The following is a 10347-nucleotide window of genomic DNA, read 5'->3' as shown; positions in this document are numbered from 1 at the left end:
TCACATGAGGCAACGAACCACGCTTCCCGGACCTATTGACGTGAGGCAACAGGGGGTCTTTCGGTCATTTGCGGCGGCCCGCGGGATCGGTGCGCGCAGTTTCGGGCACCACACGACAGCGCCACATTGCTTGGACACGTTTGTCGCTGGGCACCTGACAGTGCCGCTTAACGACAAGATAGGTGAACATCAGCCGTTCCTGAGGCTCGCGCAGGCCTTGATCGAGTCGTACTCATCGGCTCCACGACCAATGGCCTGGGATCTGCAGACGCAGCGCCTAGTGCGCGATCATGACACCCTGATCCTATGGCCGCACGTTGCCCCCATGCAGCCGCCAAGGTGGTTGCCGCAAAAAGCGACGTGGGGCAGTAGAGGAACAGGTCGCGGGAGCCGTTAGCCGTGGTCACACCGGCCGGCTCCAAGCGGACAACGACAGCGCCCCCCGGCGGGACAACGGCGATGGGGACCGTCCTTGCCTTCCCCGGCGAGGTGCCCTTCAAGGCGAACCAGACCAATTCACGCCGAGACGTCTCCTATAAATCCACGGGGCCGCTCAGGTCAGTTCGCGCGCCTGCTCGCGGAGGAAGTCGCGGGCGGGTTTGGGGTTGATTCCCCGCTGGCGGAGGGGCTTGTCGTCCCAGGTGGCCTCCCGGAGGTCCCCGAGCAGCCCGGCGCCGAACAAGGACGAGAGGGCGTCGTTGCGGCGGTTGAGCAGGCGGATCGCAAGGCGGGCGATGGGGCGCGGCATGTGCCGCACCTTCATTTTGTGATGAATGAGCTCCTCGGCGAACGCGATGGCTTCGTTCTTCGTGAGCGACTCTGGGCCGCCGACCTCGATCAGCACTGGCGGATCCGGCTCGAGTGCGACCGCCGAGAGAAGAGCCGCGACGTCATCCGTGGCCACCCAGCGCCTCTTGGTGTCACCCTTGCCGATGACCGCTGCCTTCCCGGCGGCCATGTCGAAACGGGCCATGGGGGCGAGGTGGACTTCTTGAAATGCGTCCGAGCGGACGATGACCGTCTGCATCGCTGAGCTCGTCAGGCGCCTCTCGATCGCCAGCTTGGCGCGATCCAGGGGTGTGCCGATAACCTCGTCGGCTCCGGCGAAGGACATGTAGACGAAGCGGCGAACGCCCGCGGCCTCGGCCACATCCACCAGGGAGCTCATGCCTTGTTCGTCCACGGCCCGGATCGTCGCAGGGCTGGTCCCGGCGAGGCGTCGGCCGATCGCCGTCGCTGTGGCGATCACAGTATCGACGCCCTGACATGCAGCTTTGAGGCTGGCAGGTTCCGTGAGGTCGCCGCGCACGACTTCCATGCCGAGCTCGCGCAACCCGGTGTCATCGCTCCGCTGCCGCACGAGGCAGCGGACGTCCTGTCCCTCCAGGCGCAGCTGCCTGGCAACGCGGCCGCCGAGATCACCGGTCGCGCCCACGACGAGGATCATGGCCGTGGTCCCGTCGAATCGACGCCGGCGACAGCCCGGACGGCCGTGTTGACGTCCCCGGAAGCGCGCTCGACGGGCTCAAGGTAGAACCGGACGGCGGTGAGCCGGTCCTCGCGCGGGGTGAAGATCGAGACTCCGGCCTGCTCGACGGGCACGCCGTCACGACGTGTACCGCGGGAGGCCCACTCGACCCAGACCTTCCCATCGGGCGCCGTCGCCGCGTCACGGATTTCCAGCGTGAGATCGGGGATTCCCTTGAAGAGGGCGGACCAGTTGGACCGCACTTGAGCTCTGCCGGTGAAGCTGCGGTCGGGGTGGTTGGGGGTGATGTTGATGTAGTCGTCGGCGAACTCGGCGACCATCCCGTCGAGGTCGTGCTGGCCGGCGGCGGCGAACATGCGACGGACGGGCCCGTCGGGAAGGCGGTCCACACCGTCAGGCGTGTCCATGATGATGACTCCTTGGTGCCTCGGGCGTGTGTGGAGGAGGCTCAGCTCTGCTAGATTTACTTTAAATACAGTTAACTGTATTGATTGGAGTTTAGGACCGATGAGCCACCACGTCAATGCGTCAGACCCTCCCACGCCCGGGCGGCCCTACGACGCACGACGGCGCCGCGAGCTCGCCGAGGCGTCGCGGCGCACCGTGCTCGAACGGGCGCGCGAATTGTTCCTCGCGCAGGGTTTCGGGCCCACGACGATAGCGCAGATCGCACGCGCGGCCGGAGTGTCTCCCGAATCGGTCTACAAGAACTTCGGCGGCAAGCCAGGGCTCGTGCGGGCCATCCAGGAACAAAGCCTCCTCGGTGCGGGTGGGACACCAGCCGAGCAGCGTTCGGATCTTGCGCAGCTGACTGCCACCGATTCGCTAGCACTCATGGAGCGGCTCGGTCGCTTCACTACCGAGGTGGGCCCGCTCGAGGCACCGATCATGCTGCTCATTCGGGACGCGGCGGCCAGCGGCGATGCTGCCATGGCGGACTTGCTGCGCGAGGTCGACGATGTCCGCTACCGGCGGATGCTACACAACGCGCAACAGATGGAGGCCCGGGGGCTCCTGCGTCCAGGCCTAAGCGCCTTGGAGGCCGCGGACGTCATGTTTGCGTGCACTACCTCGGAGCTGTACGAAAGCCTCGTCGTGAAACGGGGATGGTCCGCCGAGCGGTACGGCACCTTCATCGCCAGGACGCTCACGGCAAACCTGCTGTAGGAACGCCGGCCGCCGTCGTCTGCACGTCGGCCAGGCCCGGGACGGGGAACGTCGAGGACCGTACCGTTGCGACTTTCGACGGCAATCCGCGCGCGGAGAGTGGACAGACACCGCCCCAGGCCGCAAGGTGAAGGATCGGCGGATTCAAGCGGTCATTGCAACGGGAGTCCTTCGATCAGTTCGATCGGTTTTCTGAACTCTAGTCTTTTGCGTGGCCGGTCGTTGAGTTCCTGGGCGACCCCGTCGAGATCTGTCGCGCTGTGGATGCTCAAGTCGCTGCCTTGAGGGAATACTGGCGCAGCAGTGGAGCAGTTCCACACCGGGCTAACCGAGTATCTGCGTTGGTGGAACACCACCCGAATACAACGAAGACTCGGCTACCTCAGCCCCGACGAATACCTCGCCCACAAGCTCGCCACCACGTAACGTTTATTTAGCAGTCCAACTTCCGGGGAACACTCCAGCAGGCCATTGGTGTTTTCGCTGATGCAGGCCAGTAACAGAACCAGACGGGCCCGGATACACCCCGGGGCCAATCAGCCGCGCATTACCTTGCGGGTTTGCGCGGCGGTCCATCGCCGTCACATACCACCGTCGCGCCGGGGATCATCCCAGTCACGATGCGTCACGGGGTTCGTCAGACCGGGGGCACCGTTAGATTCATGACCCCTCCCAGCCAGGCGAGGATCGTCTTGAGGCTTTCGGGGTCGAGATGTGTATCCGGGGCGTTATATCCGTTCCCTGGTGACGCAGCCACTTCCGCAGGGCTGCGGGTATCTTCCTTGAACACGTGATTCGCGTTGGGGGGGAATGCGAAGGTCACGTTCGTCATTCCAGCAGCGGTTCCCTGGAGTGGGTCCCCGTCGGCATGAACATCGATCTGCACGTCTCTCCCTCCGATCATCACCAGCGTGGGTATCTGCACCTTCCCCAGCGAGTCGCAGGTGGACTCGACCCATAGTTCCCGTGCAAACGGAAGATTCATCGGAGCCTCGAAGCTCGCGAGGACCATCTTCACGCTGTCCGGCAGGCCCGGGTCGGGATTCATCGGCTGACCGGCCGCATAGCGCGCAGCGGCTTCCTCGACCTTGGGCATCAGCTCGGCTCCGCCGGGGACCTGGGCGGACTGAAGCGTCAACTGGGACAGCAGCACTGCCTGGATAGGGCGTCCGGGGGGTGCGGCGAGCACGATCCCCACGAACGGGATTTCCTGGGCGCTGGTGGCGTAGTGGAGCACGTGGAGTGCGCCTTCGCTGTTGCCTAGCCCGGCAATCCTGAAGGAGTCAATGTAGTCCAATCCGGAGAGCGTCTGAACGGCCGCGACCAGCTCATCCAGATGCGACTTCATGCTCAGTTTTCCGGTGAGCTTCCGGACGTTCTCCATCGCGTGCGGGCCGGTCACCCGCTTGTCATAGCGCAGAGATGCTATACCGGCATGGGCGAACGCCTCCGCGAAGAGCCGCGCGCTACCGTTACTGCCGGGAAGCAGCGGTGAACACCAATTCCGGTCGGTCGGGCCGCTGCCAGCGACGAGGACCACTGCCGGGAACGGCCCGTCGCCGTCGGGCCGGACAACCGTGCCCTCCATGGTGATGCCATCCAGCTGCCAGGACACTTCACCAGAGTTCGCCATGATCACAGTTTCACAGCGAACCACGAACAGGACAACCGTTCTCAAGAAACGTGCGGGCGGCACGAACTGGTGGGTGTTGGTACTAAGGCTTCCTTACCCAGCCCTTTCGTCCGTAAGCGTTCCGCACTCCCGCGTCCTACAGCCATTGGTACCCCCGCCACGTACATCTACCGCGGAATTTATGCAGGCGCGATCAGGTGCTTCGACGTCGTTTCTCAGCACCCGGCCGTCAACCCCGAAAGGCTTGGAGTCCGGGGCGTGAGCCAAGGCGGTGCCCCTCGCCCTTGCTGCTCTCCGACCCGACGTGGCCCGGGCGGCCGCAATCGGATGTCCATTTCTGGTCGATGTTGAACGTGGACTCGCACGGGCAGGTGGCCCTTCGTGAAGTAGACAGCCTTGCTAGGAGCCGCCTCGCCGTCGCAGCCTTCACGTTCTTCCGACCGGCATGCGGTGAGATGAAGGTATGGTGCGTTTTGCAGGGTGAAGTCTCCTGTCTGATGACATTGTTGATTGAATAGCCTTTCAGCGAGCCGCAGGAAGCGGTCATTCGGTCCAACGCGCGGGCTTCATCCGAGCTGGGCCGAATGGGCTGTCGGGGTTCAGGCCGCCGCTTTTCAATGACGGCTTCCATGTCAGCTACCCCAGCTCTGCAGGGCCTAAGGACGGGGAAGCGCTCGGGCGCCGTGGGATCCGCAACGAAGCGACGCGCATCGTTGCCAAGTACGCCCCGGTGCCCATGATGGCGAACCCAATGACCCCCAAGGCCGGGGCTCGGGCCGCGACACCGGTCAGCAGGACAAGGCATCCGACGAGGGCGGCGAAGATGCCCAGCGCCGTGCGCCTGGCCTTTGTTGGCTCGGGCGTTGATCCCATCTTGGACGCGAACTTGGGGTCATCGCACTCCAGTTGGTGGGTTATCTGATCCAACGTCTTCTTTTCGTGTTCTGAGAGAGCCATCATCGGCCTCCTGTGTTTGCGTGGGTGGAACTGCTGTTTTTAGTGCGGGTTCTCGGGCTGGATTGCTTCGAGGTATTCGGGACGCGGACGGTCCAGCCAAGTTCTCGCTGGATGCGGATACGCAAGGCGTCCGACGAATCGGTTCGCCGTGCATGATGTAGGTCATTCGGGGTGCGTGGCTCGCCGTGCGCATCCAGCGGACGATTTCGTTGGAGTCGACGTGTGCGGAGAAACCTTCAATCTGTACGACCTCGGCCTTCATCGGAACGTCCTGGCCAAAGGTTCTCAGCTCCCGTGCGCCTGCGGCGAGGGTAGCGCCGCGGGTTCCTCCAGCCTGGTAGCCGCTGAGGACCAGGGCGTTTTTCGGATCCGGACCATGGGCTTCGAGGTGGTGAAGGATCCTGCCTCCGGTGAGCATGCCGCTGGCCGAGATGATGATCATTGACCCTCCCCTTAGATTGAGTAGCTTCGAGGATGTGTCCGGCCGGGAGGAAAGTCGCCTCGATGCCCTCTCCAAGCTCCATCGGGGCATCAGAGTCCTGGGGTTCGAAGGCGTCGAGGGACCTGACCGCATCGGCTGTGGTGATCCTGTTATGGTCACGGATGCGTTTGTTGTTCATGCTGGTCTCCTCAGCGTTGGACGGGTGCAGGCGTCCGATGGAGCCGGGCGCCCGGGCCGAGGGGTGCTGGCTATGGTGTCGGCATCACATGATGGTGGCGGTATTCCTCCGTGCTGGGCTTGATGGCCAAGGCCGTTACCACCACGGCGACGGCGCCTGGAATCCAGGCGCTCCACGCGGCACCCGTCATGGAGGCGAAGCCCCCGATCCATGGCGCCAGGAGGAGGACGAGAGCGAACGCGGCTTGTGCCCATTCAGCAGCCGGGATCCCTGGCCTGGTCAGGTTGGTGAGGCCGGCGACGACCAGCAGGACGCCGAGGACGACCATGAAGGCTGTGGAGGATCCGCCCTGGGCGGTCCACAGTACGGAGAGTGCGGCAAAGGCCCCAGCGGCGATGGCCGTCCAATCCTGCCAACAGTTCCATTTTTTCATTTAGGTTCTGCTCCTTTGATCGGTTTATGGGTCTTGGGTTGCCGCCCCGGGTATGCCGGGACGGGGCGCGGGGTGCTCAGCGGGTTCGGGTGAGTGGACGACAAGGACGGGGCAATGGGCGTGGCCCCCAGTGCTGCGGCGATGCGCTGTGCTTGGCGCAGGGCCTCGATGGAGGCATAGGAGCCGTCCACCCCGACAACGATTTTTTCCTTCCGGGTGCCCGTACCCATGGTGTTCCTTCCCGTTTCCGCGGTTTCTCTAAGAATGGGCACAAAATTCACTACCAAACAGGGTCGAAAGTCATGGCCCCGGCCCGGGTCCTTCGGCCCTTGTATGCGTTGGAAGGGTCATGAACAATGACAAGGCCGGGCAACCATGGCGGGCCGGCGGGACCGCGGCCACGGGTCGCCTGACAGGAGGATCATGGAACGCCCAGTACCACCCCAAAGCGACGCCGGGGTCCTTGGCGCGCGACCAATCCGTGTCTATGTTCTGGATGATCATGAGCTGGTCCGCCGCGGGTTGCAGGAACTGCTGGAAAGCGAAGGCTTTGAGGTGGTCGGCATGTCCGGTTCCGCCGAGGAAGCAGCCAGGCGCATTCCGGCTTTGCGCCCCGACGTCTCGGTGCTGGACGCCAGGTTGCCCGACGGCACCGGCATCGAAGTATGCCGGGAGGTGCGCTCCGTGGACCCCACACTGAACTGCGTGATACTGACCAGTTACGACGACGAACAGGCCCTCCGCGGCGCGGTTCTTGCCGGCGCGGCTGGCTACGTCCTGAAGGAAATCGGCGGCACCGACCTGCTTGGTGCACTCCGCAGGGCTGCGCGGGGCGAATCTTTGTTTGATGACTCGGTGAAAGCGAAAATCATTCAGGGGCTCACGGAACCTCAGCGGCTAGACCCCCGGGTCGCCTCATTGACTCCCCAGGAGCGGCGCGTTCTCGAACTTGTCGGCCAAGGCATGACGAACCGCCAGATCGGCGAAGAGATGCTGCTGGCCGAAAAGACCGTGAAGAACTACGTATCCTCGATGTTGGCCAAACTGGGATTCGAGCGGCGAACCCAAGCCGCGGTGTATCTGGCCCACGGAACAGTGCCGGATACAGGAAGGGCTAGCTGACGGTTGCGCCGGGGACCGGTCAACGGGCCGGAACCGACCACACCACGGTAGTCCCTTGCGTTGGCACGCTGGTGACGCTGCACGAGCCTCCCAGCTCCAGTGCTCGGTGTTCCATGTTCACCAGACCATTTCCCTGGACGGGATACGTGAAGCCCTCGCCGTCGTCTTCGATGATCAGGGTCAGGAAACCATCTTCCACTGACACTGAAACACCGACTGTCCGGGCTTCGGAGTGGCGGACCGCGTTGCTGAGGCCTTCGGAGATCATCGCCAGCGCGTTGGTGACGGTTCCGTCGTCGAGCACTGAATCGACCTCCCCGCTGAGCGTCAAGTGCGGGACGGACGGCAGCGACCTGGTGGCGTTCCGGACAGCCTGCAGTAGCCGACTGCTGAACAATACCTGTTCGCCGGAACCGGTATGCAGGGAATAGATGGTGTTGCGGAGCTCCCTGATGGTCGCGTCCAACTCCGCTGTGACGGCATCGATGCGGGTCAAAGCAGGTTGGCCAGTCGTCAGCCGCCGTAGGCTCTGGATGCTCAGGCCAGCGGCGAAAATGCGCTGGATAACCACGTCGTGGAGGTCCCGGGCGATACGATCCCGGTCCGAGAAGACCACCAACTGCTCACGGAGCCGGTGGATCCGGTCAAGCTCCAAGGCCAGGGCCACGTGGGAGCCGAAGACAGCCCCCATCTCCACATCCGTCTTGGCGAATGGTCCCGCTCCGGGCGAACGGACCAGAAGCAGTAATCCGTGGTGGGCGGCTTGGGCGCTGAGGTCGATCGCCAAAAGCTTTCCAGTGGACACGTCGTCGGCCGGTCCAAGGATGTCTTCTGCTTCGTCCATACAGGCTGGTGTCCCAGTCGCTGCGACCGCCCTGATCTCCGGAGAATTCATGGACAGGATCTTCCCTGCGAACATTGCCGCGCCCGGACCCGCAGCACCTGCGACGGCGTACGATTCCACCTCTCCGTCAGGAACCAGGATCAGGGCAAGCTGCGAACCTGATTCGCGTAGTGCTTTGTCCGCGATCAGACCCAGCGCTAGGTCGTCGGGCTCCGCCGTCGGATCCTCACCGAGCATCCGGCCGGTGACTTCCATGCAGGCCTCAAGCCAGGACGCACGGCGGCTGGCGTCCTCGTAGAGGCGGGCGTTCTCGATGGCCACTCCCGCGGCCGCGGCCAACGCCACGGCGAGGTCCTCATCCTCGGGAGTGAAGTCACCTCCGCCCTCTTTTTCCGTCAAGTACAGATTCCCGAAGACGGTGTCACGGACCCGCACGGGGACCCCGAGGAAGGACTTCATGGGTGGGTGGTTTTCCGGGAACCCGTAGGACTTCGGATGCTGGTGCAGATCATGAAGGCGAAGGGATGCGGGTTCGCTGATGAGCAGACCGAGGACACCGTGACCGGTCGGCAGCGGACCGATCAGGCGGGCAAGGTCCTCGTCGATCCCGACTGTGACGAAATGGCTCAGGGACTTGTCCTCACCGATGACACCCAGCGCGCCGTAGCGGGCGTGCAACAGCCGACAAGCGGAGGTAACGACCCTGTCCAACACAGCTTCAAGGCTCAGATCCTCGGCGACGGCGACGACTGCTTCCAGCAGTCCCCGCATGTGTTCCTGGGCATCGACGAGTTCCCCCGCCCTGGCCAAGAAGTCCCTGAGCAAGTCTTCGATCCGGATCCCGGTGGCCTGCGGGCGCCCAGACCGCTCAGGGTCCGGACTGGAGCCATTCATCTACTGCCTTTCGAAGTACCGCGCCCACGCCGGATAAAAAAGCGAAGTAAAGAGATGGTTGCGTAGCTGACAGACTACTCCGGAGTCCCGTGTTGCTCCAGACGCCGACGAGACGAGGGTCTTTGTGCCCTGTTCCCCCGCCACGACCCGGCGTAGCCTCTGCGTCATGACGAACAAACCATCACCAGAGCCAGAAGTCCTCGAGCCCCCGCAATGCTTGGAACTCTTGCGCACGGTATCGGTGGGGCGCTTGGCCGTCTGGGTCCAGGACCACCCTGACATCTTTCCCATCAATTACACCGTCGACCACGGCACCCTCGTCTTCCGAACCGGAGACGGAACCAAACTCCACTCAGCCCTGGGTGAAACCCCCGTCGCGCTGGAAGCCGACGGCGTCAACCCGGACACCGGAGTGGCGTGGAGCGTCGTCGTCAAAGGGCAGGCCGCCGCCATCAAACTCACCCAGGAGGTCCTCGACACGGTTGGACTGCTCTTATTCCCGTGGCACGCGGGCCGCAAAGACCACTTCATCCGCATCGTCCCGACGTCGATCAGCGGGCGCCGCTTCCCCGTCACCCCACCCCTGACATGGTGGACTCCCCTGGACGACGCCACCCGCGCCGGCCTTGAATAACTGGGCCACCCCTCGGGTCCAAAGCCCCTAACAACGGCGGACGGCCACGGGTAGCGTCAAGCCCATGAACCCTCAATCAGCGGACCCGATTGAAAGACTCACCCCCGAGGAGTGCTTTGAGTTGCTGGGCCAAACGACGGTCGGTAGGCTGGCCCTGATCGTCGAAAACCATCCGGACATCTTCCCTGTGAACTACGTTCTGGACGAGGGCTCCATCGTCTTCCGAACCGGTATCGGCACGAAATTCTGGAGCTCAATGAGGGATCCCTGCGCGTTGGAAATCGACGGCTTCAATGCAGGCTCCGGGAAGGCCTGGAGCGTCGTCGTCCGCGGTCAGGCCCGCCTTATTGTCGACCAGCAGGAGAAGGCAGCCGCCGATGCCCTGCACCTGGATCCCTGGCAACCCGGAAGCAAGAGGCATTATCTGCGCCTGAGCTTTGACGCTGTCACGGGGCGCCGGTTCAAGACCACCAGGCCCGACGTGTGGACAACCCCGGTGTGGGATCCCCGTTCCGAACTTTTCCACTGACCGGCCGTTGCTGGCCGGTGCCGCC

The 10347-nt window shown here is 63.8% G+C and carries 14 protein-coding genes and 1 pseudogene; 6 read left to right on the top strand and 9 right to left on the bottom strand.

Annotation, left to right across the window (positions count from 1 at the left end; translation table 11 throughout):
- Positions 1–553: 553 nt before the first annotated feature.
- Both QRN04_RS04330 and QRN04_RS04325 read right to left on the bottom strand, forming a co-directional pair.
- Positions 554–1447, bottom strand: coding sequence for an SDR family oxidoreductase (locus QRN04_RS04330; RefSeq protein WP_284974929.1), 894 nt, complete (start codon positions 1445–1447; stop codon positions 554–556).
- Positions 1444–1896, bottom strand: a complete 453-nt coding sequence (locus tag QRN04_RS04325; protein WP_284974928.1) for a nuclear transport factor 2 family protein — start codon at positions 1894–1896, stop codon at positions 1444–1446. The genes QRN04_RS04330 and QRN04_RS04325 overlap by 4 nt, the downstream gene beginning before the upstream one ends.
- Before the next feature lie 100 nt (positions 1897–1996).
- Between QRN04_RS04325 and QRN04_RS04320 the strand changes: the two genes are divergently transcribed.
- Complete coding sequence (locus QRN04_RS04320; RefSeq protein WP_284974927.1) at positions 1997–2656, top strand: TetR/AcrR family transcriptional regulator; 660 nt, start codon at positions 1997–1999, stop codon at positions 2654–2656.
- A gap of 152 nt (positions 2657–2808) precedes the next feature.
- Here the strand turns inward: QRN04_RS04320 and QRN04_RS04315 are convergent.
- Positions 2809–2946: pseudogene (locus tag QRN04_RS04315) on the bottom strand (IS30 family transposase); the annotation flags it as partial.
- A gap of 13 nt (positions 2947–2959) precedes the next feature.
- On the opposite strand from QRN04_RS04315, the gene QRN04_RS18130 reads away from it, so the two are divergent.
- Positions 2960–3082 carry an IS3 family transposase gene (locus tag QRN04_RS18130; protein ID WP_350224915.1) on the top strand — a complete coding sequence of 41 codons (123 nt, stop codon included), beginning with the start codon at positions 2960–2962 and terminating at the stop codon, positions 3080–3082.
- Positions 3083–3293: 211 nt separating this feature from the next.
- On the opposite strand, the gene QRN04_RS04310 is transcribed toward QRN04_RS18130, so the two are convergent.
- Complete coding sequence (locus QRN04_RS04310; protein ID WP_284974926.1) at positions 3294–4289, bottom strand: dienelactone hydrolase family protein; 996 nt, start codon at positions 4287–4289, stop codon at positions 3294–3296.
- A gap of 69 nt (positions 4290–4358) precedes the next feature.
- On the opposite strand from QRN04_RS04310, the gene QRN04_RS18125 reads away from it, so the two are divergent.
- A complete protein-coding gene (locus QRN04_RS18125; protein WP_350224914.1) occupies positions 4359–4640 on the top strand; it encodes an acetylxylan esterase in 282 nt (93 codons plus the stop codon).
- 285 nt (positions 4641–4925) lie between these two features.
- On the opposite strand, the gene QRN04_RS04305 is transcribed toward QRN04_RS18125, so the two are convergent.
- The 4 genes from QRN04_RS04305 to QRN04_RS18120 form a co-directional block, all read right to left on the bottom strand.
- Positions 4926–5249, bottom strand: a complete 324-nt coding sequence (locus QRN04_RS04305; protein WP_284974925.1) for a DUF3040 domain-containing protein — start codon at positions 5247–5249, stop codon at positions 4926–4928.
- Positions 5182–5688, bottom strand: coding sequence for an MBL fold metallo-hydrolase RNA specificity domain-containing protein (locus tag QRN04_RS04300; RefSeq protein WP_350224913.1), 507 nt, complete (start codon positions 5686–5688; stop codon positions 5182–5184). The genes QRN04_RS04305 and QRN04_RS04300 overlap by 68 nt, the downstream gene beginning before the upstream one ends.
- A gap of 248 nt (positions 5689–5936) precedes the next feature.
- Entirely contained in the window at positions 5937–6299 is a 363-nt protein-coding gene (locus tag QRN04_RS04295; protein ID WP_284974924.1) for an SPW repeat domain-containing protein, read from the bottom strand.
- The gene (locus QRN04_RS18120; protein ID WP_350224912.1) at positions 6296–6529 is read right to left on the bottom strand and encodes a putative universal stress family protein; all 234 of its coding nucleotides are present in this window, start codon (positions 6527–6529) and stop codon (positions 6296–6298) included. The genes QRN04_RS04295 and QRN04_RS18120 overlap by 4 nt, the downstream gene beginning before the upstream one ends.
- 193 nt (positions 6530–6722) lie before the next feature.
- On the opposite strand from QRN04_RS18120, the gene QRN04_RS04285 reads away from it, so the two are divergent.
- The gene (locus tag QRN04_RS04285; protein WP_284974923.1) at positions 6723–7421 is read left to right on the top strand and encodes a response regulator; all 699 of its coding nucleotides are present in this window, start codon (positions 6723–6725) and stop codon (positions 7419–7421) included.
- 19 nt (positions 7422–7440) lie between these two features.
- Here QRN04_RS04285 and QRN04_RS04280 read toward each other — a convergent pair whose 3' ends face one another.
- A complete protein-coding gene (locus QRN04_RS04280) occupies positions 7441–9159 on the bottom strand; it encodes a GAF domain-containing sensor histidine kinase (protein ID WP_284974922.1) in 1719 nt (572 codons plus the stop codon).
- A 166-nt stretch (positions 9160–9325) separates the two neighbouring features.
- Between QRN04_RS04280 and QRN04_RS04275 the strand changes: the two genes are divergently transcribed.
- Together QRN04_RS04275 and QRN04_RS04270 are read left to right on the top strand one after the other, a co-directional pair.
- Positions 9326–9793, top strand: a complete 468-nt coding sequence (locus tag QRN04_RS04275) for a pyridoxamine 5'-phosphate oxidase family protein (protein WP_284974921.1) — start codon at positions 9326–9328, stop codon at positions 9791–9793.
- 64 nt (positions 9794–9857) lie between these two features.
- Positions 9858–10322, top strand: a complete 465-nt coding sequence (locus QRN04_RS04270; protein WP_284974920.1) for a pyridoxamine 5'-phosphate oxidase family protein — start codon at positions 9858–9860, stop codon at positions 10320–10322.
- Positions 10323–10347: the final 25 nt, after the last annotated feature.

Source organism: Arthrobacter sp. efr-133-TYG-104, assembly GCF_030208915.1.
Lineage (GTDB): Bacteria > Actinomycetota > Actinomycetes > Actinomycetales > Micrococcaceae > Arthrobacter.
Note: the sequence above shows the minus strand (reverse complement) of the source record. Positions and strands in the feature narration are given on the sequence as shown.

What these genes read in the sequence shown, in the direction of transcription:
- QRN04_RS04330 (WP_284974929.1), bottom strand. Translation starts at nt 1,447, where the DNA reads ATGATCCTCGTCGTGGGCGCGACCGGTGATCTCGGCGGCCGCGTTGCC.
- QRN04_RS04325 (WP_284974928.1), bottom strand. Translation starts at nt 1,896, where the DNA reads ATGGACACGCCTGACGGTGTGGACCGCCTTCCCGACGGGCCCGTCCGT.
- QRN04_RS04320 (WP_284974927.1), top strand. Translation starts at nt 1,997, where the DNA reads ATGAGCCACCACGTCAATGCGTCAGACCCTCCCACGCCCGGGCGGCCC.
- QRN04_RS04310 (WP_284974926.1), bottom strand. Translation starts at nt 4,289, where the DNA reads ATGGCGAACTCTGGTGAAGTGTCCTGGCAGCTGGATGGCATCACCATG.
- QRN04_RS04305 (WP_284974925.1), bottom strand. Translation starts at nt 5,249, where the DNA reads ATGATGGCTCTCTCAGAACACGAAAAGAAGACGTTGGATCAGATAACC.
- QRN04_RS04300 (WP_350224913.1), bottom strand. Translation starts at nt 5,688, where the DNA reads ATGATCATCATCTCGGCCAGCGGCATGCTCACCGGAGGCAGGATCCTT.
- QRN04_RS04295 (WP_284974924.1), bottom strand. Translation starts at nt 6,299, where the DNA reads ATGAAAAAATGGAACTGTTGGCAGGATTGGACGGCCATCGCCGCTGGG.
- QRN04_RS18120 (WP_350224912.1), bottom strand. Translation starts at nt 6,529, where the DNA reads ATGGGTACGGGCACCCGGAAGGAAAAAATCGTTGTCGGGGTGGACGGC.
- QRN04_RS04285 (WP_284974923.1), top strand. Translation starts at nt 6,723, where the DNA reads ATGGAACGCCCAGTACCACCCCAAAGCGACGCCGGGGTCCTTGGCGCG.
- QRN04_RS04280 (WP_284974922.1), bottom strand. Translation starts at nt 9,159, where the DNA reads ATGAATGGCTCCAGTCCGGACCCTGAGCGGTCTGGGCGCCCGCAGGCC.
- QRN04_RS04275 (WP_284974921.1), top strand. Translation starts at nt 9,326, where the DNA reads ATGACGAACAAACCATCACCAGAGCCAGAAGTCCTCGAGCCCCCGCAA.
- QRN04_RS04270 (WP_284974920.1), top strand. Translation starts at nt 9,858, where the DNA reads ATGAACCCTCAATCAGCGGACCCGATTGAAAGACTCACCCCCGAGGAG.